Origin of the sequence: Enterobacter sp. SES19 (assembly GCF_011765665.1) — a bacterium.
GTDB classification, from domain to species: domain Bacteria; phylum Pseudomonadota; class Gammaproteobacteria; order Enterobacterales; family Enterobacteriaceae; genus Enterobacter; species Enterobacter pseudoroggenkampii.
Map to the genome: position 1 here is coordinate 15,692 of NZ_CP050320.1, position 22,757 is coordinate 38,448.

Annotated in this window: 22 protein-coding genes; 19 read left to right on the forward strand and 3 right to left on the reverse strand. The window is 54.0% G+C overall.

Annotation, left to right across the window (positions count from 1 at the left end):
• Nucleotides 1-347: 347 nt before the first annotated feature.
• The 18 genes from mnmG to phoU all read left to right on the forward strand — a co-directional run bounded on the left by mnmG (nt 348) and on the right by phoU (nt 18,957).
• Nucleotides 348-2,237: a tRNA uridine-5-carboxymethylaminomethyl(34) synthesis enzyme MnmG gene (gene mnmG, locus GXP72_RS00075; protein WP_023333918.1), complete on the forward strand. Its 1,890-nt coding sequence runs from the start codon at nt 348-350 to the stop codon at nt 2,235-2,237.
• A gap of 107 nt (nt 2,238-2,344) precedes the next feature.
• A complete protein-coding gene (gene rsmG, locus GXP72_RS00080) occupies nt 2,345-2,968 on the forward strand; it encodes a 16S rRNA (guanine(527)-N(7))-methyltransferase RsmG (RefSeq protein ID WP_148769899.1) in 624 nt (207 codons plus the stop codon).
• Nucleotides 2,969-3,584: 616 nt separating this feature from the next.
• Nucleotides 3,585-3,965, forward strand: coding sequence for a F0F1 ATP synthase subunit I (gene atpI, locus GXP72_RS00085; RefSeq protein ID WP_023333920.1), 381 nt, complete (start codon nt 3,585-3,587; stop codon nt 3,963-3,965).
• Nucleotides 3,966-3,973: 8 nt separating this feature from the next.
• Nucleotides 3,974-4,789: a F0F1 ATP synthase subunit A gene (gene atpB, locus GXP72_RS00090; protein WP_008500193.1), complete on the forward strand. Its 816-nt coding sequence runs from the start codon at nt 3,974-3,976 to the stop codon at nt 4,787-4,789.
• Nucleotides 4,790-4,838: 49 nt separating this feature from the next.
• Nucleotides 4,839-5,078, forward strand: coding sequence for a F0F1 ATP synthase subunit C (gene atpE / locus GXP72_RS00095; protein ID WP_000429386.1), 240 nt, complete (start codon nt 4,839-4,841; stop codon nt 5,076-5,078).
• A gap of 48 nt (nt 5,079-5,126) precedes the next feature.
• Nucleotides 5,127-5,597, forward strand: coding sequence for a F0F1 ATP synthase subunit B (gene atpF, locus GXP72_RS00100; protein WP_014072436.1), 471 nt, complete (start codon nt 5,127-5,129; stop codon nt 5,595-5,597).
• 14 nt (nt 5,598-5,611) lie between these two features.
• Complete coding sequence (atpH, locus tag GXP72_RS00105) at nt 5,612-6,145, forward strand: F0F1 ATP synthase subunit delta (RefSeq protein WP_024907887.1); 534 nt, start codon at nt 5,612-5,614, stop codon at nt 6,143-6,145.
• Nucleotides 6,146-6,157: 12 nt separating this feature from the next.
• Nucleotides 6,158-7,699, forward strand: coding sequence for a F0F1 ATP synthase subunit alpha (atpA, locus tag GXP72_RS00110; protein WP_006808751.1), 1,542 nt, complete (start codon nt 6,158-6,160; stop codon nt 7,697-7,699).
• A gap of 51 nt (nt 7,700-7,750) precedes the next feature.
• Complete coding sequence (atpG, locus tag GXP72_RS00115) at nt 7,751-8,614, forward strand: F0F1 ATP synthase subunit gamma (protein ID WP_024907886.1); 864 nt, start codon at nt 7,751-7,753, stop codon at nt 8,612-8,614.
• A 31-nt stretch (nt 8,615-8,645) separates the two neighbouring features.
• The gene (gene atpD, locus GXP72_RS00120; protein ID WP_006177559.1) at nt 8,646-10,028 is read left to right on the forward strand and encodes a F0F1 ATP synthase subunit beta; all 1,383 of its coding nucleotides are present in this window, start codon (nt 8,646-8,648) and stop codon (nt 10,026-10,028) included.
• 20 nt (nt 10,029-10,048) lie between these two features.
• Entirely contained in the window at nt 10,049-10,468 is a 420-nt protein-coding gene (locus GXP72_RS00125; RefSeq protein ID WP_006177560.1) for a F0F1 ATP synthase subunit epsilon, read from the forward strand.
• A 138-nt stretch (nt 10,469-10,606) separates the two neighbouring features.
• The gene (gene glmU / locus GXP72_RS00130; protein ID WP_024907885.1) at nt 10,607-11,977 is read left to right on the forward strand and encodes a bifunctional UDP-N-acetylglucosamine diphosphorylase/glucosamine-1-phosphate N-acetyltransferase GlmU; all 1,371 of its coding nucleotides are present in this window, start codon (nt 10,607-10,609) and stop codon (nt 11,975-11,977) included.
• 237 nt (nt 11,978-12,214) lie between these two features.
• On the forward strand, nt 12,215-14,044 hold the full coding sequence (glmS, locus tag GXP72_RS00135) for a glutamine--fructose-6-phosphate transaminase (isomerizing) (RefSeq protein ID WP_023309792.1): 1,830 nt from the start codon (nt 12,215-12,217) through the stop codon (nt 14,042-14,044).
• A 321-nt stretch (nt 14,045-14,365) separates the two neighbouring features.
• Complete coding sequence (gene pstS, locus GXP72_RS00140) at nt 14,366-15,406, forward strand: phosphate ABC transporter substrate-binding protein PstS (RefSeq protein WP_024907884.1); 1,041 nt, start codon at nt 14,366-14,368, stop codon at nt 15,404-15,406.
• A 128-nt stretch (nt 15,407-15,534) separates the two neighbouring features.
• A complete protein-coding gene (gene pstC, locus GXP72_RS00145; protein WP_024907883.1) occupies nt 15,535-16,494 on the forward strand; it encodes a phosphate ABC transporter permease PstC in 960 nt (319 codons plus the stop codon).
• The gene (gene pstA / locus GXP72_RS00150) at nt 16,494-17,384 is read left to right on the forward strand and encodes a phosphate ABC transporter permease PstA (RefSeq protein ID WP_024907882.1); all 891 of its coding nucleotides are present in this window, start codon (nt 16,494-16,496) and stop codon (nt 17,382-17,384) included. Before pstC ends, pstA begins: the two co-directional genes overlap by 1 nt.
• 47 nt (nt 17,385-17,431) lie before the next feature.
• Complete coding sequence (gene pstB / locus GXP72_RS00155) at nt 17,432-18,205, forward strand: phosphate ABC transporter ATP-binding protein PstB (protein ID WP_008500183.1); 774 nt, start codon at nt 17,432-17,434, stop codon at nt 18,203-18,205.
• Nucleotides 18,206-18,231: 26 nt separating this feature from the next.
• Nucleotides 18,232-18,957 carry a phosphate signaling complex protein PhoU gene (gene phoU, locus GXP72_RS00160; protein WP_008500182.1) on the forward strand — a complete coding sequence of 242 codons (726 nt, stop codon included), beginning with the start codon at nt 18,232-18,234 and terminating at the stop codon, nt 18,955-18,957.
• Between the two features lie 85 nt (nt 18,958-19,042).
• Here the strand turns inward: phoU and yieH are convergent, their stop codons facing one another.
• Nucleotides 19,043-19,708 carry a 6-phosphogluconate phosphatase gene (gene yieH / locus GXP72_RS00165; protein ID WP_090420279.1) on the reverse strand — a complete coding sequence of 222 codons (666 nt, stop codon included), beginning with the start codon at nt 19,706-19,708 and terminating at the stop codon, nt 19,043-19,045.
• Between the two features lie 165 nt (nt 19,709-19,873).
• On the opposite strand from yieH, the gene adeP reads away from it, so the two are divergent.
• On the forward strand, nt 19,874-21,211 hold the full coding sequence (gene adeP, locus GXP72_RS00170; protein WP_023309797.1) for an adenine permease AdeP: 1,338 nt from the start codon (nt 19,874-19,876) through the stop codon (nt 21,209-21,211).
• A gap of 92 nt (nt 21,212-21,303) precedes the next feature.
• On the opposite strand, the gene GXP72_RS00175 is transcribed toward adeP, so the two are convergent.
• Nucleotides 21,304-21,870 carry an NADPH-dependent FMN reductase gene (locus GXP72_RS00175; protein WP_014833835.1) on the reverse strand — a complete coding sequence of 189 codons (567 nt, stop codon included), beginning with the start codon at nt 21,868-21,870 and terminating at the stop codon, nt 21,304-21,306.
• Between the two features lie 36 nt (nt 21,871-21,906).
• The gene (locus tag GXP72_RS00180) at nt 21,907-22,653 is read right to left on the reverse strand and encodes a phosphopantetheinyl transferase (RefSeq protein WP_090420282.1); all 747 of its coding nucleotides are present in this window, start codon (nt 22,651-22,653) and stop codon (nt 21,907-21,909) included.
• Between the last annotated feature and the right edge of the window lie 104 nt (nt 22,654-22,757).

Sequence of the window (22,757 nt, forward strand, 5' to 3'; positions counted from 1 at the left end):
CTGGTTAAAAGCTCGTATTAACCCGTAGTTATCCAAAGAACAACCGTAGCGTCGTTTTTGGCCTGTGCATAAAGTCGCGATCTGATCCCAGCTTATACGGTCCAGGATCACCGATCATTCACAGCAAACGATCCTTTCTAACTGCATGATCTTCTTTATGAGATCGGACTTATCCACACAGGTTCGCGATCCTAATAAGAGATCACAATAGAACAGATCTCTAAATAAAAAGATCTTCTTTTTAATAGCCCAGGATCCCAATGCTTTCTCGAAAGACTAAAGTTGAGTAGAATCCACGGCCCGGGCTTCAATCCATTTTCATACCGCTTTACGCGAGGCAGACCACCATGTTTTATCAGGATCCTTTTGACGTCATCATCATTGGCGGGGGTCACGCAGGCACTGAGGCCGCAATGGCCGCAGCGCGAATGGGTCAGCAGACCCTGCTTTTGACACACAATATCGACACGCTGGGACAAATGTCCTGTAATCCGGCGATTGGCGGCATTGGGAAAGGACACCTGGTAAAAGAAGTGGATGCACTTGGCGGCCTGATGGCGAAAGCGATCGATCAGGCTGGCATCCAGTTTAGGATACTAAACGCGAGTAAAGGCCCCGCTGTCCGTGCGACCCGTGCTCAGGCAGACCGCGTACTTTACCGTCAGGCGGTGCGTACCGCCCTGGAGAACCAGCCGAACCTGATGATCTTCCAGCAGGCGGTTGAAGATCTTATCGTTGAGAACGATCGCGTCGTGGGTGCCGTGACCCAGATGGGCCTCAAATTCCGCGCGAAAGCCGTGGTGCTGACCGTGGGCACATTCCTGGACGGTAAAATTCATATCGGTCTGGATAACTACAGTGGTGGCCGTGCTGGCGATCCGCCGTCTATTCCACTGTCTCGTCGTCTGCGCGAACTGCCGCTGCGCGTTAGCCGCCTGAAAACAGGCACGCCGCCGCGTATTGATGCGCGCACCATTGATTTCAGCGTGCTGGCGCAACAGCACGGTGATAACCCAATGCCGGTCTTCTCGTTCATGGGCAATGCGGCACAGCATCCGCAGCAGGTCCCGTGCTACATCACGCATACCAACGAGAAAACCCATGACGTGATCCGCAATAACCTCGATCGTAGCCCCATGTATGCTGGCGTGATCGAAGGGATCGGTCCACGCTACTGTCCGTCGATCGAAGACAAAGTGATGCGCTTTGCCGATCGTAACCAGCACCAGATCTTCCTGGAGCCGGAAGGGTTGACCTCGAACGAAATTTACCCGAACGGCATCTCCACCAGCCTGCCGTTTGATGTGCAGATGCAAATTGTTCGCTCAATGCAGGGGATGGAGAATGCGAAAATCGTTCGCCCTGGCTACGCTATTGAGTACGATTTCTTCGATCCGCGTGACCTGAAGCCAACCCTGGAAAGCAAATTCATCCACGGTCTGTTCTTCGCGGGTCAGATTAACGGCACCACCGGCTATGAAGAAGCGGCTGCACAGGGTCTGCTTGCCGGTCTGAACGCCGCGCGCTTTTCTGCTGAGAAAGAGGGCTGGGCACCAGGCCGTTCTCAGGCGTATCTGGGCGTGCTGGTTGACGATCTCTGCACGCTGGGTACCAAAGAACCGTACCGTATGTTTACCTCTCGCGCGGAATATCGCCTGATGCTGCGTGAAGATAACGCCGACCTGCGTCTGACCGAAATGGGCCGTGAACTCGGTCTGGTCGATGACGAACGCTGGGCGCGCTTCAACGAGAAGCTGGAACGCATTGAACAGGAACGTCAGCGCCTGAAAACCACCTGGGTGAATCCGCAGGCGGAAACTGCTGCCGAAGTAAACGCTCACTTAACAGCGCCGCTGTCGCGCGAGGCCAGCGGGGAAGATCTGCTGCGCCGTCCTGAAGTCACCTACGAGAACCTGGTCAAACTGACCGCGTTCGCGCCGGGCCTGGAAGACGCTGAAGCGGCAGAGCAGGTTGAGATCCAGGTGAAGTACGAAGGTTACATCGCGCGTCAGCAGGATGAGATCGAAAAACAGCAGCGTAACGAAAACACGCTGCTGCCGGAAATGCTGGACTACCGCCAGGTGACGGGTCTTTCTAACGAAGTGATCGCCAAGCTGAACGATCACAAACCGGTGTCGATCGGTCAGGCGTCCCGCATCTCGGGGGTTACCCCTGCGGCGATTTCGATCCTGCTGGTCTGGCTGAAAAAGCAAGGTATGTTGCGCCGCAGCGCGTAATTGACATTGCTTTTGGCGGGTGGCGCTTCGCTTACCCGCCCTACTTATTCGTAGGCCCGATAAGCGGCAGCGCCACCGGGCGAAAAATCTCTAAACAGGTATTCACCGTGCTCAACAAACTCTCTCGTCTGCTGGATCAGGCAGGTATTTCGCTCACCGATCACCAGAAAAATCAGCTGGTGGCCTATGTCGATATGCTGAACAAATGGAACAAAGCGTACAACCTGACGTCTGTTCGCGACCCCAACGAGATGCTCGTTCGCCATATACTCGATAGCATCGTGGTTGCCCCTTGGTTGAAAGGTGAGCGTTTCATCGACGTGGGTACGGGTCCAGGTTTACCGGGCGTTCCGCTGTCGATTGTTCGCCCTGAGAGCCATTTCACGCTGCTGGACAGCCTTGGCAAGCGCGTGCGCTTTTTACGTCAGGTACAGCATGAGCTGAAGCTTGAGAACATCACGCCCGTGCAGAGCAGGGTAGAGGAATTCCCGGCAGAGCCGCCGTTTGACGGGGTTATCAGCCGCGCGTTTGCTTCGCTCAATGACATGGTGAGCTGGTGTAAGCACTTGCCTGCGGAGAACGGCCGCTTTTATGCGCTGAAAGGGCAGTTGCCAGGCGATGAGATTGAACAGCTTCCAGACGGTTTTGCTGTCGAGTCTATTGAGAAATTAGAGATTCCTCAGCTCGAAGGTGAACGTCATCTGGTGATAATTAAGCCAAACAATTTTTAAAAAATTAATAAAAAATGTGGAATTCGTGCTGTTCTTATCATGTTAAAAAACAGCACAACTACCGGGGTTTTATCGGGGAGCTTTTAACCTCTGTTTCACTAAGGTTTTTCTTCCGGTTAACGTAGCGCCTATTATTCACCTAGAAGATAGTCATCTGTGAAAATATAAGTCTGCTAAAAGTGGAAGGCAGTAACCAGAACGTAATGTTAATTATTTATTAAGAATGTCAATAAAAGGTTTTTATTGTGTACTGGGCTGTTTTGAAAATAGTTGCGACATTTTGTGTTTAATTTCATAAAGATAAATTTTCGCGATTTGCGCCTTTGATAAATACAACCTTATCGCAAATGTGTGTTTTGTGATCTCGTGCACGCTTTATCGACAACGTTTTCGCGCTGTTTGCAGTTTTGGTCGAAGGTTGACGCTTTCAGCGAAAGTTAAAAAATAGCGGTGGGGAAAAATATTTAAACATTTATTCACCTTTTCGCTACTTAATGTTTGAAATCACGGGTGCGCACCGTATAATTTGACCGCTTTTTGATGCTTGACTCTGAGCCTTAAAGGACGTTTTATACGACACGCGGCATACCTCGAAGGGAGCAGGAGTAAAAACGTGATGTCTGTGTCGCTCTTGAGTAGAAACGTTGCTCGTAAGCTTCTGTTCGTTCAGTTTCTGGCTGTGATAGCAAGTGGACTGCTGTTTAGCCTCAAAGACCCCTTCTGGGGCATCTCCGCCGTGTGCGGGGGTTTGGCGGTTGTGCTGCCAAACGTGTTGTTTATGATTTTTGCCTGGCGTCATCAGGCGCATACACCCGCCAAAGGCCGCGTGGCCTGGTCCTTCGCCCTCGGCGAAGTGTGTAAGGTGTTGCTGACCTTTGCTCTACTGGTGATGGCGCTGGCGGTTTTGAAAGTGGTCTTCATGCCGCTGATAGCAACGTGGGTTTTGGTGCTGGTGGTACAAGTTCTGGCTCCAGCTGTAATCAATAACAAAGGGTAAAAGGCATCATGGCTTCAGAAAATATGACGCCGCAGGATTACATAGGTCACCATCTGAATAACCTTCAGCTGGACCTGCGTACATTCTCGCTGGTGGATCCACATAACCCCCCGGCCACCTTCTGGACGATCAACATCGACTCCATGTTCTTCTCGGTGGTTTTGGGTCTTCTGTTCCTGGCCATGTTCCGCGGTGTTGCTAAACGAGCGACCAGCGGTGTACCAGGGAAATTCCAGACCTTCATCGAAATGATCATCGGCTTCGTCCATGGCAGCGTCAAAGACATGTACCATGGCAAGAGCAAGCTGATTGCTCCGCTGGCGCTGACCGTGTTCGTTTGGGTCTTCCTGATGAACCTGATGGACCTGCTGCCAATCGATCTGCTGCCGTTTATCGGCGAGCACATCTTCGGCCTGCCTGCACTGCGTGTTGTACCGTCTGCGGACGTGAACATCACCCTGTCGATGGCGCTGGGCGTGTTTATCCTGATTCTTTTCTACAGCATCAAAATGAAAGGCGTAAGCGGCTTTGTGAAAGAGCTTACCTTGCAGCCGTTCAACCACTGGGCGTTTATTCCGGTCAACCTGATCCTGGAAGGCGTTAGCCTGCTGTCCAAACCTGTTTCACTGGGTCTGCGACTGTTCGGCAACATGTATGCGGGTGAGCTGATTTTCATTCTGATCGCGGGTCTTCTGCCGTGGTGGTCACAGTGGGTTCTGAATGTGCCGTGGGCCATTTTCCACATCCTGATCATTACGCTGCAAGCCTTTATCTTCATGGTTCTGACGATCGTCTATCTGTCGATGGCGTCTGAAGAGCACTGATTTTTTACCAACACTACTACGTTTTAATTGAAACAAACTGGAGACTGTCATGGAAAACCTGAATATGGATCTGCTGTACATGGCTGCCGCTGTGATGATGGGTCTGGCGGCTATCGGTGCTGCGATCGGTATCGGCATCCTCGGGGGCAAATTCCTGGAAGGCGCAGCGCGTCAACCTGATCTGATTCCTCTGCTGCGTACTCAGTTCTTTATCGTTATGGGTCTGGTGGATGCTATCCCAATGATCGCTGTAGGTCTGGGTCTGTACGTGATGTTTGCTGTCGCGTAGTAGTAGTTTTAAAACCCTAAGCCACAGAAATTAAAGAGGTATTGTGCTGTGAACATGAACGCAACAATCCTCGGCCAGGCCATCGCGTTTATTCTCTTTGTCTGGTTCTGCATGAAGTATGTATGGCCGCCTTTAATGGCTGCCATCGAAAAACGTCAGAAAGAAATTGCTGACGGTCTGGCTTCTGCAGAACGCGCTAAGAAAGATTTGGACCTTGCACAGGCCAACGCGACAGACCAGCTGAAAAAAGCGAAAGCGGAAGCTCAGGTAATCATCGAACAGGCTAACAAACGCCGTTCTCAGATCCTGGACGAAGCCAAAGCTGAAGCAGAACAGGAACGTACTAAGATCGTGACACAGGCTCAGGCAGAAATTGATGCTGAGCGTAAACGTGCTCGTGAAGAACTGCGTAAGCAGGTTGCGATTCTGGCTGTTGCTGGCGCCGAGAAGATCATCGAACGTTCCGTGGATGAAGCTGCTAACAGCGACATCGTGGACAAACTTGTCGCTGAACTGTAAGGAGGGAGGGGCTGATGTCTGAATTTGTTACGGTAGCTCGCCCCTACGCCAAAGCAGCTTTTGACTTTGCTGTCGAACACCACAATGTCGATCGCTGGCAGGATATGCTGGCGTTTGCCGCTGAGGTGACGAAAAACGAACAAATGGCTGAGTTGCTTTCCGGTGCGTTAGCACCTGAAACTCTCGCCGCGTCGTTTATCGCCGTGTGCGGAGAGCAACTGGATGCCAACGGCCAGAACCTGATTAAGGTGATGGCAGAAAATGGTCGTCTCCGTGTGCTCCCGGATGTTCTCGAGCAGTTTGAGCACTTACGTGCCCTTAGTGAAGCAACCGCTGAAGTTGAAGTGACTTCTGCGACTGAACTGAGTAACGAACAGCTTGCGAAAATCACCGCCGCGATGGAAAAACGTCTGTCACGCAAAGTTAAGCTGAATTGCAAAATCGATAAGTCTGTAATGGCAGGCGTAATCATCCGCTCGGGTGATATGGTCATTGATGGCAGCGTACGCGGCCGTCTTGAACGCCTTGCAGACGTCTTGCAGTCTTAAGGGGACTGGAGCATGCAACTGAATTCCACCGAAATCAGCGAACTGATCAAGCAGCGCATTGCTCAGTTCAGTGTTGTGAGTGAAGCTCACAACGAAGGTACTATTGTTTCTGTAAGTGACGGTGTTATCCGCATCCACGGCCTGGCCGATTGTATGCAGGGTGAAATGATTTCCCTGCCGGGTAACCGTTACGCTATCGCACTGAACCTGGAGCGCGACTCCGTTGGTGCAGTTGTGATGGGTCCATACGCTGACCTCGCCGAAGGCATGAAGGTTAAGTGTACTGGCCGTATTCTGGAAGTACCGGTTGGCCGTGGCCTGCTGGGTCGCGTTGTTAACACCCTGGGTGCGCCAATCGACGGTAAAGGTCCGGTTGAGCACGATGGCTTCTCCCCAATCGAAGTTATCGCACCAGGCGTTATCGACCGTCAGTCCGTAGATCAGCCTGTTCAGACAGGTTATAAGTCCGTTGATGCCATGATTCCAATCGGTCGTGGTCAGCGTGAACTGATCATCGGTGACCGTCAGACCGGTAAAACCGCGATGGCTATCGACGCCATCATCAACCAGCGTGACTCCGGCATCAAATGCGTGTACGTGGCCATCGGCCAGAAAGCGTCCACCATTTCTAACGTGGTTCGTAAACTGGAAGAGCACGGCGCACTGTCTAACACCATCGTTGTGGTAGCAACTGCGTCTGAATCTGCTGCACTGCAATACCTGGCACCATATGCCGGTTGCGCAATGGGCGAATACTTCCGTGACCGCGGTGAAGATGCACTGATCGTATACGATGACCTGTCTAAACAGGCTGTTGCTTATCGTCAGGTTTCCCTGCTGCTCCGTCGTCCACCTGGACGTGAAGCGTTCCCTGGCGACGTATTCTACCTCCACTCTCGTCTGCTGGAGCGTGCTTCCCGCGTTAACGCGGAATACGTCGAGAACTTCACCAAAGGTGAAGTGAAGGGTAAAACGGGCTCTCTGACCGCTCTGCCGATCATTGAAACCCAGGCGGGTGACGTTTCTGCGTTCGTTCCGACCAACGTAATCTCCATTACCGATGGTCAGATCTTCCTGGAAACCAACCTGTTTAACTCCGGTATTCGTCCGGCAGTTAACCCGGGTATCTCCGTATCCCGTGTTGGTGGTGCTGCTCAGACCAAGATCATCAAGAAACTGTCCGGTGGTATCCGTACCGCACTGGCACAGTATCGTGAACTGGCTGCGTTCTCTCAGTTCGCATCCGATCTGGACGAAGCAACCCGTAAACAGCTGAGCCACGGTCAGAAAGTGACCGAGCTGCTGAAGCAGAAACAGTACGCACCAATGTCTGTTGCTCAGCAGGGCCTGGTTCTGTTCGCGGCTGAACGCGGTTACCTCGAAGATGTGGAACTGGCGAAAATCGGTAGCTTCGAAGCCGCTCTGCTGGCTTACGTCGACCGTGATCACGCTCCGCTGATGCAAGAGATCAACCAGACCGGTGGCTATAACGACGAAATCGAAGGCAAGCTGAAAGCTATCCTCGATTCCTTCAAAGCAACCCAATCCTGGTAATCGTCCGGCGGCTTGTCTCAGGACAAGCCGCCTGGCATTGAGGAGAAGCTCATGGCCGGCGCAAAAGAGATACGTAGTAAGATCGCAAGCGTCCAGAACACGCAAAAGATCACTAAAGCGATGGAGATGGTCGCCGCTTCCAAAATGCGTAAATCGCAGGATCGCATGGCGGCCAGCCGTCCTTATGCAGAAACCATGCGCAAAGTGATTGGTCACCTTGCAAACGGTAATCTGGAATATAAGCACCCTTACCTGGAAGAACGCGACGTTAAGCGCGTGGGCTACCTGGTGGTGTCGACCGACCGTGGTCTGTGTGGCGGCTTGAACATTAACCTGTTCAAAAAACTGCTGGCGGATATGAAAGCATGGTCTGAAAAAGGCGTTCAGTGCGATATCGCAATGATCGGCTCTAAAGGCGTCTCTTTCTTTAACTCCGTTGGTGGCAACATTGTCGCTCAGGTGACCGGTATGGGTGATAACCCGTCCCTGTCCGAACTGATCGGCCCGGTTAAAGTGATGTTGCAGGCTTATGATGAAGGCCGTCTGGACAGACTGTACGTTGTCAGCAACAAATTCATTAACACCATGTCTCAGGTTCCAACGCTCACGCAGATGCTGCCGTTACCGGCATCAGAAGATGGCGAGCTGAAGCAAAAAACCTGGGATTACCTGTATGAACCCGATCCGAAACCGCTGCTGGATACCCTGCTGCGTCGTTACGTTGAATCTCAGGTTTATCAGGGCGTTGTAGAAAACCTGGCCAGCGAGCAGGCCGCACGAATGGTGGCGATGAAAGCCGCGACCGATAATGGCGGCAGCCTGATTAAAGAGCTGCAGTTGGTTTACAACAAAGCTCGTCAGGCCAGCATTACTCAGGAACTCACCGAGATCGTCTCGGGGGCCGCCGCGGTTTAACCAGGTTTACGAATTACGTAGAGGATTCAAGATGGCTACTGGAAAGATTGTCCAGGTAATCGGCGCCGTGGTGGACGTCGAGTTCCCTCAGGACGCCGTACCACGCGTGTACGACGCGCTTGAGGTACAGAATGGTAACGAGAGCCTGGTGCTGGAAGTTCAGCAGCAGCTCGGCGGCGGTATCGTGCGTACCATCGCGATGGGTTCTTCCGACGGTCTGCGTCGTGGTCTGGAAGTAAAAGACCTTGAGCACCCGATCGAAGTCCCGGTAGGTAAAGCAACACTGGGTCGTATCATGAACGTATTGGGTCAACCAATCGACATGAAAGGCGACATCGGTGAAGAAGAGCGTTGGGCTATCCACCGCGCGGCACCTTCCTACGAAGAGCTGTCCAGCTCTCAGGAACTGCTGGAAACCGGTATCAAAGTTATCGACCTGATGTGTCCGTTCGCGAAGGGCGGTAAAGTCGGTCTGTTCGGTGGTGCGGGCGTAGGTAAAACCGTAAACATGATGGAGCTGATCCGTAACATCGCGATCGAGCACTCCGGTTACTCTGTGTTTGCGGGCGTAGGTGAACGTACTCGTGAGGGTAACGACTTCTACCACGAAATGACCGACTCCAACGTTCTGGACAAAGTATCCCTGGTTTACGGCCAGATGAACGAGCCACCAGGAAACCGTCTGCGCGTTGCGCTGACCGGTCTGACTATGGCTGAGAAATTCCGTGATGAAGGCCGTGACGTTCTGCTGTTCGTTGATAACATCTATCGTTACACCCTGGCCGGTACGGAAGTATCTGCACTGCTGGGTCGTATGCCTTCAGCGGTAGGTTATCAGCCTACGCTGGCGGAAGAGATGGGGGTTCTTCAGGAACGTATCACCTCTACCAAAACCGGTTCTATCACCTCCGTTCAGGCGGTATACGTACCTGCGGATGACTTGACTGACCCATCACCAGCCACCACCTTTGCGCACTTAGATGCAACCGTGGTACTGAGCCGTCAGATCGCGTCTCTGGGTATCTACCCGGCCGTTGACCCGCTGGACTCCACCAGCCGTCAGCTGGATCCACTGGTTGTTGGTCAGGAACACTACGACACCGCGCGTGGCGTACAGTCCCTGCTGCAGCGTTACCAGGAACTGAAAGACATCATCGCCATCCTGGGTATGGATGAACTGTCTGAAGAAGACAAACTGGTGGTAGCACGTGCGCGTAAGATCCAGCGCTTCCTGTCCCAGCCATTCTTCGTTGCGGAAGTATTCACCGGTTCTCCGGGTAAATACGTTTCCCTGAAAGACACCATCCGTGGCTTTAAAGGCATCATGGAAGGCGAATACGATCACCTGCCGGAGCAGGCGTTCTACATGGTTGGTTCCATCGACGAAGCCGTGGAAAAAGCCAAAAAACTTTAACGCCTTAATCGGAGGGTGATATGGCAATGACTTACCACCTGGACGTCGTCAGCGCAGAGCAACAAATGTTCTCTGGTCTGGTCGAGAAAATCCAGGTAACGGGTAGTGAAGGTGAACTGGGTATCTTCCCGGGTCACGCACCGCTGCTCACCGCCATTAAGCCTGGTATGATCCGCATCGTTAAACAGTTCGGTCACGAAGAGTTTATCTATCTGTCTGGCGGCATTCTTGAAGTGCAGCCTGGCAGTGTGACCGTTCTGGCCGATACCGCTATCCGTGGCCAGGATCTCGACGAAGCGCGAGCCCTGGAATCGAAGCGTAAGGCTGAAGAGCACATTAGCAGCTCTCATGGTGACGTGGATTACGCTCAGGCGTCTGCGGAGCTGGCCAAAGCGATCGCGAAACTGCGCGTTATCGAGTTGACCAAAAAAGCGATGTAACACCGGCTTGAAAAGCACAAAAGCCAGTCTGGATACCAGGCTGGCTTTTTTTTTCGGCCTTAATTCATGATGAAAAAGATGTAGAATTTTAAGCATCAAACGTTTTTACTTCTCACTCAAACTACCGTCAGGATGCGTATGTCAAACAGTGCGATGAGCGTGGTGATCCTTGCCGCAGGCAAAGGGACCCGCATGTATTCCGATCTGCCTAAGGTGCTCCACACGCTTGCAGGAAAGCCAATGGTGCAGCATGTCATTGATGCAGCGAATGAACTGGGTGCGAGTCAGGTCCACCTGGTCTACGGCCACGGTGGAGATCTGCTTAAAAAGACGCTGAGCGATGACAAGCTCAACTGGGTGCTTCAGGCCGAACAGTTGGGTACAGGCCATGCGATGCAGCAGGCAGCGCCTTTCTTTGCGGATGACGAAGACATTTTGATGCTCTACGGCGATGTCCCGCTGATCTCCGTTGAAACACTGACTCGCCTGCGTGCAGCCAAACCGCAGGGCGGCATCGGTTTGTTGACCGTCGTGCTGGACGATCCGAGCGGTTATGGCCGCATCACCCGTGAAAACGGTAACGTCACGGGTATTGTTGAGCATAAAGATGCCAGCGACGAACAGCGCAAGATTCAGGAGATCAACACCGGTATCCTGATTGCCAATGGCGCGGATATGAAGCGCTGGCTGTCCAAACTCAACAACAACAACGCGCAGGGTGAATACTACATCACCGACATCATTGCGATGGCGTACCACGAAGGGCGTGAAATTGCCGCCGTTCATCCGGCGCGCATCAGCGAAACGGACGGTGTGAACAACCGCCTGCAGCTTTCCCGTCTTGAGCGTATTTATCAGTCCGAGCAGGCCGAAAAACTGCTGCTGGCGGGCGTGATGCTGCGCGATCCGGCGCGTTTCGATCTGCGTGGTTCGTTATCTCACGGGCGTGACGTTGAGATTGATACTAACGTTATCCTCGAGGGTAACGTGACGCTGGGCAACCGCGTCAAAATTGGCACCGGCTGCGTGATTAAAAACAGCGTCATCGGTGACGACTGCGAAATCAGCCCGTACAGCGTGGTGGAAGATGCCCGTCTGGATGCCGCCTGTACCATCGGCCCGTTTGCGCGTCTGCGCCCGGGCGCTGAGCTGCTGGAAGGCGCTCACGTGGGTAACTTCGTGGAAATGAAAAAAGCGCGTCTGGGTAAAGGCTCGAAAGCCGGTCATCTGACCTATCTTGGCGACGCGGAAATTGGCAATAACGTGAATATTGGTGCAGGGACGATTACCTGTAACTATGACGGCGCGAATAAGTTTAAAACCATCATCGGTGATGACGTGTTCGTTGGCTCCGATACGCAGCTGGTGGCGCCTGTTACCGTGGGTAACGGGGTGACCATTGCCGCCGGAACAACCGTCACGCGCGATGTGGCCGAGAACGCGCTGGTGTTAAGCCGCGTTCCGCAGGTCAGCAAGCAGGGCTGGAAACGCCCGGTGAAGAAAAAGTAACGGATTTACCCCTCACCCTAACCCTCTCCCCACAGGGGAGAGGGGATCGTTCGGTGCGGTGTTTTTCTCCCTCGCCCCTTTGGGGAGAGGGCCGGGGTGAGGGGATAATATAATCCTCCCCCCACAAGCAGTACCCATAAAAATAACCCCACTCTCTACAAGGCTCGGGGCGCCCGGAAGGGCAAAAACAGGTCAGCGACAACGCAGGCATAATGCCTAAATTCGGAATCTAAAATTATGTGTGGAATTGTTGGCGCAGTTGCGCAGCGTGATATTGCTGAAATCCTTCTCGAAGGTTTACGTCGTCTGGAATACCGTGGTTACGACTCAGCCGGTCTGGCTGTCGTCGATGCAGAAGGCCATATGACCCGTCTACGTCGTCTCGGTAAAGTGCAGATGCTGGCCCAGGCCGCGGAAGAACATCCGCTGCACGGTGGTACCGGTATTGCGCACACCCGCTGGGCGACGCACGGTGAACCGTCTGAAGGTAACGCACACCCGCATGTGTCTGAACACATCGTGGTCGTGCACAACGGCATTATCGAAAACCACGAACCGCTGCGCGAAGAACTGAAAGCGCGCGGCTATACCTTCGTCTCTGAAACTGACACCGAAGTGATTGCTCACCTGGTGCACTGGGAGTTGGAGCAGGGCGGCACACTGCGTGATGCGGTGCTGCGTGCTATCCCTCAGCTGCGCGGTGCGTACGGTACGGTGATCATGGATTCCCGCGACCCGTCCACGCTGCTGGCCGCGCGTTCCGGTAGCCCGATGGTTATCGGTCTGGGCATGGGCGAAAACTTCATCGCCTCTGACCAGCTGGCGCTCCTGCCGGTTACCCGTCGCTTTATCTTCCTCGAAGAGGGTGATATCGCGGAAGTGACTCGCCGCAGCGTGACCGTATTCGATACCAAAGGCGAGCAGGTGAAACGTCAGGAGATCGAATCGAATCTGCAGTACGACGCGGGCGACAAAGGGGCTTACCGTCACTACATGCAGAAAGAGATTTACGAGCAGCCAAACGCCATCAAAAACACCCTGACCGGGCGCATCAGCCACGGTGAAGTGGATCTTAGCGAGCTGGGCGCAAACGCGAACGAACTGCTTGGCAAGGTCGAGCATATTCAGATCGTGGCCTGCGGCACCTCCTACAACTCCGGTATGGTTTCTCGCTACTGGTTTGAATCCCTGGCGGGCGTGCCGTGCGATGTGGAAATCGCGTCTGAATTCCGCTATCGCAAATCTGCGGTGCGTCGTAACAGCCTGATGATCACCCTTTCCCAGTCTGGCGAAACGGCGGACACGCTGGCCGCGCTGCGTCTCTCTAAAGAGCTGGGTTACCTGGGCTCGCTGGCCATCTGTAACGTTCCTGGCTCTTCTCTGGTGCGTGAATCCGATCTGGCGCTGATGACCAAAGCAGGCACCGAAATCGGCGTGGCCTCCACCAAAGCGTTTACCACGCAGCTGACCGTTCTGCTGATGCTGGTGGCGAAGCTGGCGCGTCTGAAAGGCGAAGATGCTTCCGTTGAGCACGACATCGTTCACGGCCTGCAGGCGCTGCCGAGCCGCATTGAGCAGATGCTGTCTCAGGACAAACGCATTGAAGCGCTGGCGGAAGACTTCTCTGATAAACATCACGCCCTGTTCCTGGGTCGTGGCGATCAGTATCCGATTGCGCTGGAAGGCGCGCTGAAGCTGAAAGAGATCTCCTACATTCACGCTGAAGCCTATGCGGCAGGCGAGCTGAAACACGGCCCGCTGGCGCTGATTGACGCGGATATGCCGGTCATCGTTGTGGCACCAAACAACGAACTGCTGGAAAAACTGAAATCTAACATCGAAGAAGTCCGCGCCCGCGGTGGTGTCCTGTACGTCTTCGCCGACAAAGATGCCGGTTTTGTCAGCAATGACAACATGCACATCATCGAGATGCCGCATGTGGAAGAGGTGATTGCACCCATCTTCTACACCGTTCCGCTGCAGCTGCTGGCCTATCACGTTGCGCTGATCAAAGGCACCGACGTCGACCAGCCGCGTAACCTGGCGAAATCGGTTACCGTAGAATAATCCCTTCAGGCTCCACCTTCGGGTGGAGCTTTTTTATCCTGCCTGGTTTGTTTTTCATCAATCCTTTCTCATTTTTAATAATGACAATTTGTCATCTTCAGCTACTTTTTTCAGTGTCACATAAAGAAAATATTTCTGAAAACGTCTTGTCATAAATGTGGCTAACGCATTGAAAAATAAGCTTTATTTTACTGTTTTTTAAGTGAAGTTTTCATTGTCATAAAACTGTCATAATTCGTACATTTATCTGTCACCTGTTTGTCCTATTTTGCTCATCGTAGCCACTAAACAACGATTTACGAAAATCTTGCAGGAGACATTATGAAAGTTATGCGTACCACTGTCGCAACTGTTGTCGCCGCGACCTTATCTCTGAGCGCGTTCTCTGTATTTGCAGAAGCAAGCCTGACTGGCGCTGGTGCAACCTTCCCTGCGCCGGTGTATGCCAAATGGGCGGATACCTACCAGAAAGAAACCGGTAACAAGGTTAACTATCAGGGTATCGGCTCCTCCGGTGGCGTTAAACAAATTACCGCGAACACGGTTGATTTCGGCGCGTCTGACGCTCCGCTGTCTGATGACAAACTGGCTCAGGAAGGCCTGTTCCAGTTCCCGACCGTGATCGGTGGCGTAGTCCTGGCCATCAACCTGCCGGGCGTGAAGTCGGGCGAGCTGGTGCTGGACGGCAAAACCCTGGGTGACATCTACCTGGGCAAAATCAAAAAATGGGATGACGAAGCGATCGCTAAACTCAACCCAGGCCTGAAGCTGCCTTCTCAGAACATCGCCGTGGTTCGCCGCGCGGATGGTTCTGGTACCTCTTTCGTGTTCACCAGCTACCTGGCAAAAGTGAACGAAGAGTGGAAATCTAAAGTCGGCTCCGGCTCTACCGTTAACTGGCCAACCGGTCTGGGCGGTAAAGGTAACGACGGTATCGCTGCGTTCGTACAGCGTCTGCCTGGCTCCATCGGCTACGTAGAGTATGCGTATGCGAAGCAGAACAACCTGTCCTACACCAAACTGGTTTCAGCCGACGGCAAACCGGTTAGCCCAACCGAAGAGAACTTTGCTAACGCAGCGAAAGGCGCTGACTGGAGCAAATCGTTCGCGCAGGATCTGACTAACCAGAAAGGCGAAGGTGCATGGCCAATCACCTCTACCACCTTCATCCTTGTTCACAAAGAGCAGAAGAAACCTGAGCAGGGCACCGAAGTGCTGAAGTTCTTCGACTGGGCATACAAAAACGGCGGCAAACAGGCTAACGCTCTGGATTACGCCACCCTGCCGGACAACGTGGTTGAGCAGATTCGCGCTGCATGGAAAACCAACGTGAAAGACAGCAGCGGTAAAGCGCTGTACTAACAGGATATATTTAACGAAGATGGCGGGTGGCGCTGCGCTTACCCGCCCTACGGTTTAAGCTGTAGGCCCGGTAAGCGTTAGCGCCACCGGGCATATTCGTAAAAACGTCTCAAACAGAAGAGTAATTTATGGCTGCAACCAAGCCTGCATTTAACCCTCCGGGTAAAAAAGGTGACATGATTTTCAGCGCGCTGGTTAAACTGGCTGCGCTGATTGTGCTATTGCTGCTGGGCGGCATTATCGTGTCTCTGATTTTCTCCTCATGGCCGAGCATCCAGAAATTCGGTTTCTCCTTCCTGTGGACCAAAGAGTGGGACGCGCCGAACGATATCTACGGCGCCCTGGTGCCGATTTACGGCACGCTGATGACCTCGTTCATCGCCCTTCTGATTGCGGTTCCGGTGAGCTTTGGTATTGCCCTGTTCCTGACGGAGCTGGCGCCGGGCTGGCTGCGGCGCCCGCTGGGTATTGCCATCGAACTGCTGGCGGCCATTCCAAGTATCGTCTACGGCATGTGGGGCCTGTTCATCTTTGCACCGCTGTTCGCCACATACTTCCAGGAACCGGTCGGTAACGTTCTTTCTGCCATTCCGTTTGTGGGGGCCCTGTTCTCTGGCCCGGCTTTCGGTATTGGCATTCTGGCGGCAGGTGTGATCCTCGCCATCATGATTATTCCGTACATTGCGGCGGTCATGCGCGATGTCTTCGAACAAACGCCGGTGATGATGAAAGAGTCGGCCTACGGTATCGGCTGCACCACCTGGGAAGTGATCTGGCGCATCGTCCTTCCGTTCACCAAAAATGGGGTGATCGGGGGCGTGATGCTGGGCTTAGGTCGTGCGCTGGGTGAAACCATGGCGGTCACCTTTATCATCGGTAACACCTACCAGCTCGACAGCGCGTCGCTCTACATGCCGGGTAACAGTATTACCTCGGCGCTGGCGAATGAATTTGCGGAAGCGGAATCGGGGCTGCACGTGGCGGCGCTGATGGAGCTGGGTCTGATTCTGTTCGTTATCACCTTCATTGTTCTGGCGATTTCCAAGCTGATGATTATGCGTCTCGCTAAAAATGAGGGGGCACGCTAATGGCTACTCTCGAAATGCAAGCTACCGCTGAACTGGCGGAATCTCGCCGTAAAATGCAGGCCAGACGCCGCATGAAAAACCGCATTGCCCTGACGCTCTCTATGGCGACGATGGCATTCGGCCTGTTCTGGCTGGTCTGGATCCTCTTCTCGACGGTCGTTCGCGGAATTGACGGAATGTCACTGTCGCTGTTCACCGAAATGACGCCGCCGCCGAACACGGCGGGTGGTGGCCTGGCGAATGCCCTGGCGGGCAGCGGACTGCTGATCCTCTGGGCGACGGTCTTTGGCACGCCGCTGGGCATCATGGCGGGCATCTACCTGGCAGAATACGGTCGTAAATCCTGGCTGGCGGAAGTCATTCGCTTCATCAACGACATTCTGCTGTCTGCACCGTCTATCGTCGTGGGTCTGTTTGTATACACCGTGGTGGTGGCGCAGATGGAACACTTCTCCGGCTGGGCGGGGGTGATTGCACTGGCGCTGCTGCAGGTACCGATTGTAATTCGAACCACCGAGAACATGCTGAAACTGGTGCCGGACAGCCTGCGTGAAGCGGCTTATGCGCTGGGTACGCCGAAATGGAAGATGATCTCGGCGATTACGCTGAAGGCATCGGTCTCTGGGATCATGACCGGTATCCTGCTGGCGGTTGCGCGTATCGCGGGTGAAACGGCGCCGCTGCTGTTTACGTCCCTCTCCAATCAGTTCTGGAGCACGGATATGATGCAGCCGATCGCCAACCTGCCGGTGACGATCTTTAAATTTGCGATGAGCCCCTTCGCGGAATGGCAGCAGCTGGCTTGGGCCGGGGTGCTGATCATTACCCTTTGCGTACTGTTGCTGAACATTCTGGCGCGCGTCATTTTCGCGAAGAAGAAACACGGTTAATTTTTTACGGCGCGGCAGATCGCGGCGCCGAATGAGGAAATGAGTCAATGAGTATGGTTGATACTGCCCCGGGTAAGATTCAGGTTCGTGATTTGAACTTCTACTACGGCAAATTCCATGCCCTGAAGAACATCAACCTGGATATCGCAAAGAACCAGGTCACGGCATTTATCGGTCCGTCCGGCTGTGGGAAATCCACGCTGCTGCGTACCTTTAACAAAATGTATTCGCTCTATCCGGAGCAGCGTGCTGAAGGGGAAATCATCCTCGACGGCGAAAACATTCTGACCCAGGCTCAGGATATTGCCCTGCTGCGCGCCAAAGTGGGGATGGTGTTCCAGAAACCCACACCGTTCCCGATGTCCATTTATGACAACATCGCCTTTGGCGTTCGCCTGTTTGAAAAGCTCTCCCGTGCCGATATGGACGAGCGCGTGCAGTGGGCTTTGACCAAGGCCGCATTATGGAACGAAACCAAAGATAAGTTGCACCAGAGCGGTTACTCTCTCTCCGGTGGTCAGCAGCAGCGTCTGTGCATTGCGCGCGGTATTGCGATTCGCCCTGAAGTGTTGCTGCTGGATGAGCCGTGTTCAGCGCTGGACCCGATCTCAACCGGCCGCATTGAAGAGCTGATCACCGAGCTGAAGCAGGATTACACCGTGGTTATCGTGACCCATAACATGCAGCAGGCTGCACGTTGTTCCGATCACACGGCGTTTATGTACCTGGGTGAATTGATTGAGTTCAGCAACACGGACGATCTGTTCACTAAGCCCGCGAAGAAACAAACCGAAGATTATATTACTGGCCGCTACGGTTGATTTGCCTTAGTGCATGTGGAGAAACCATGGACAACCTCAATCTTAATAAACATATTTCAGGCCAGTTCAACGCAGAGCTGGAAAGCATCCGCACGCAGGTGATGACCATGGGTGGCATGGTTGAGCAGCAGCTTTCTGATGCAATTACGGCAATGCACAACCAGGACAGCGAGCTGGCGAAGCGCGTCATTGAAGGCGACAAAAACGTCAACATGATGGAAGTCGCTATCGACGAGGCCTGCGTGCGCATTATCGCGAAACGTCAGCCGACGGCGAGCGACCTGCGTCTGGTGATGGCAATCATCAAAACCATCGCCGAGCTGGAGCGTATTGGTGACGTGGCCGATAAAATCTGCCGCACCGCGCTGGAGAAGTTCTCTCAGCAGCACCAGCCGCTGCTGGTGAGTCTGGAGTCGCTGGGCCGTCACACCGTGCAGATGCTGCACGACGTGCTGGATGCCTTTGCGCGTATGGACCTGGACGAAGCGGTGCGTATCTACCGTGAAGACAAGAAGGTCGACCAGGAGTATGAAGGCATCGTGCGTCAGCTGATGACCTACATGATGGAAGATTCCCGTACGATCCCAAGCGTACTGACTGCCCTGTTCTGCGCGCGCTCCATCGAGCGTATCGGCGACCGCTGCCAGAACATTTGCGAATACATTTTCTACTTCGTGAAGGGTCAGGACTTCCGTCACGTGGGCGGCGACGAGCTGGATAAGCTGCTGGCGGGTAAAGATCCGAAAGAGTAATGTTTGTGGCGGGTGGCACTAGCGCTTACCCGCCCTACTAGCCCTGTAGGCCGGATAAGCGCTAGCGCCATCCGGCTTTGTTTTTTCAGCGAGTAATATCCCACCCGCGCGCCTTCCACAGCGCGGGCAACTGCGCCAGATCGGTGAAGGTCGTGACTTTTGGATGATCGATCGGCTTGTTGTGCGGGTCGGCGCAGAAGTAAAACACCTCCATTCCCGCATCAATCCCCGACTGCGCGCCCGCAGATGAGTCATCCACCAGAATGCAGTTCTCTACGTTGACGCCCATCGCTTTCGCCGCATGGAACATCAGTGCCGGGTCCGGCTTCCAGCGCTGGATATCGTAGCCGCTGAACAGCTTTTCCGGGAAATGGTGCAGCATCTCAAGCTTGCCCAGCGAGTGCTGCATTTTGCTGACCGGACCGTTAGAGACGACGCAGATTGGCACCGTCATCGCATCCAGCAGCGCGTTAGCCCCGGAGATAACTTCCAGCTCTGAATCGAACAGGCGTGCGACCTCGGCGCGGTACACCGGTTCCAGATCCGCTTTCGCCAGTTCCACTCCGTGTTCTTCGTTAATGATGTCGATGATCTCGTAGAGCTTCACGCCCTTAAAGCGTTTAAACACCTCTTCGAGTTCCAGCGTAATGCCAAATTCCTGGAACATAGTGACATACGCGCGGGAACAAATGACCTCACTGTCGACCAGCGTACCGTCGCAGTCGAAAAATACCGCTTCAATTCCGGACATGCCTTTCCCTTTTAACCAGTTTAACGTTTACGTACGGCAGTTCGCCGAAACGCAATCGTTGCCGTATAAGCAAAATCAATGAAAAAAGTATCACGTAACCGCCACTATTGTCGCATTTTGGTATAGGATAGCGACGAATTTTCCCTCCTTGTTCGGAAATTGATGATGAGTCAACAACACACTACCCAGACGTCTGGTCAGGGTCTGCTTGAGCGCGTTTTCAAACTGCGCGAGCACGGCACAACGGCACGCACCGAAGTGATCGCGGGTTTCACCACCTTCCTGACGATGGTCTATATCGTTTTTGTGAACCCTCAAATTCTGGGCGTTGCTGGCATGGATACCAGCGCCGTCTTTGTAACCACCTGCCTGATTGCGGCCCTTGGCAGCATTCTGATGGGTGTGTTCGCTAACCTGCCGGTCGCGCTGGCCCCGGCGATGGGTCTGAATGCGTTCTTCGCGTTCGTGGTCGTTCAGGCGATGGGTCTGCCGTGGCAGGTGGGTATGGGCGCCATCTTCTGGGGCGCGGTTGGTCTGCTGCTGCTGACCATTTTCCGCGTGCGTTACTGGATGATTGCGAACATTCCTGTGAGCCTGCGCGTGGGCATCACCAGCGGTATCGGTCTGTTCATCGGTATGATGGGGCTGAAAAACGCCGGCGTTATCGTGGCGAACCCGGATACGCTGGTGAGCATCGGTCACCTGACCTCTCATAACGTGCTGCTGGGCGTGCTGGGCTTCTTTATCATCGCGATCCTGGCTTCCCGCAATATTCACGCGGCGGTGCTGGTGTCCATCGTGGTCACCACCCTGCTGGGCTGGATGCTGGGCGACGTTCACTATAACGGTATTGTCTCCGCGCCACCGAGCGTCTCTACAGTGATTGGTCACGTCGATCTGGCGGGTTCCCTGAACCTGGGCCTGGCGGGCGTGATTTTCTCCTTCATGCTGGTCAACCTGTTTGACTCCTCCGGTACGCTGATTGGCGTGACCGACAAAGCGGGTCTGGCGGATGAAAAAGGGAAATTCCCGCGCATGAAGCAGGCGCTGTTTGTGGATAGCGTCTCCTCTGTAACCGGTGCTTTTATCGGAACCTCGTCTGTTACCGCGTACATTGAATCTTCTTCCGGCGTGTCCGTGGGCGGCCGTACCGGCCTGACGGCGGTGGTCGTGGGTATTCTGTTCCTGCTGGTGATCTTCCTCTCTCCGCTGGCGGGTATGGTTCCACCGTACGCGGCGGCGGGCGCGCTGATCTATGTGGGGGTGCTGATGACCTCCAGCCTGTCACGCGTGAAGTGGGATGATTTAACCGAAGCGGTGCCGGCGTTTATTACCGCCGTGATGATGCCGTTCAGCTTCTCCATTACCGAAGGTATCGCGCTGGGCTTTATCTCTTACTGCGTAATGAAGATCGGTACCGGCCGCTTCCGCGACCTCAGCCCATGCGTGATTGTTGTGGCGCTGCTGTTTGTGCTGAAGATTGTGTTTATTGACGCCAAATAAACAGTAAGCCCTTTTCTTCGAAAAGGGCTTTAGTGTTTGTTCCCTCTCCCCGTGGGAGAGGGTCAGGGTGAGGGCATCAGGCCGCAATGATCTTACGCCTTCACTCGCTTAATATAATCCCCGAACGCCGTCAGCTGGCCAGAGAGATGGTCGCGCGTGCTCTGATCCACCACCTCACCCGTTTGCGGGTCGACCTTATTCTGAATCACTCCGCCCATAAATTCCGGCTTGTTCATAACCATCGCATCGAGGAATACCAGGATCTGGCGCAGGTGATACTGGCAGCGCGCGCCGCCAATCGCGCCCATGGAGCTGGTCTGGATCAGCACCGGTTTGCCTGACAGCGGCTGCTCAGGTAAACGGGACAGCCAGTCGATGGCATTCTTCAGGCCACCCGGAACCGAGTAGTTATACTCTGGCGTGACGATGACCACGCCGTCAGCTTGGCGGATCTGTTCGGCCAGCGCCTCAACGCTCTGCGGGAACCCTTCTTCCTGCTGGACATCCGCATCATACAGCGGAATATCGCCAATAGACGGCAGGGCGCTAATTTCCATACCTGCAGGCGCCAGCTGTGGCAGCGTGCGGGCTACCATCCCGTTAAATGAACCTTTGCGGAGGCTTCCCAGTAAAGTAACGACTTTCAACGTATCAGACATGATTACTCCTGTTTCATCATGATGACCCTGATTGGATCAGCTAAGGGTGAATGCTTTTTCTGCCGGTAAACTGGTTAAACGCATCAGGCGTGCGGCGGGCTCGTTGGCGCGCTCGGGCACATCAGGAAGGCTACGCCATCCCTGTTGAGTGTCAAATTCCCAGATTTTCATGCGTTCGATGGCGGGGGTAACCGCAATGGACCAAATGAGCACATCCTCTGCGTCACTGAGCGCCTCTACCAGCGTGGCCTGAGTGGCACGAAGACGTCCGGAGCCTGGCAGCAGCTGCAGCAGGCTGGCGTCGTCTGAGGCGCATCCACAGAGCTTGCGAATGCTCTGGCGTAAGGTAATGAGCTGGGCTCTGGCTTCGACAGGATCGTTCTGGTTGCGGACCCACAGCTTCTCATTGCTGGAGAGCGGATAGTCTTCATGCGCATTACCGCCATGGAAGCTGCGCGTCGCGCGCTGAAGTTCCATATCGAGCCCACAATCCCCTTCGGTGGTCAGTGCGACGCCAATGATATTGCCCGCGTAGGCAATCGAAAAACGAGGGAGATCCGGGTCGGCAAAGACCGGACGGCCTTCGGGTTGGGTAATGATATCCGGCAGCTCGCTGGTGCCGTACAGCATAAACAGCAATTCTGCGAGAAGCGCTCTGGACGCTAAAAACCGCGTCCTGCGGTGTTCCGGGAGAGTGAGTGCTTCAGTGTGACAGGCTGAAGAAATTCTTGCCGATACGAGACGTCCTTCCGTAAGTATCCCTCTTGCAAAGTGCGTAGCCATTTTTCGCTCCTTGATAATGGTCGTAATCGGTTAAACGGTTACATGATTATCGCTTAACTTGACTCCTGTTTTAATCAGTAAATGGGAGTAAGAGAAGCCTTAGG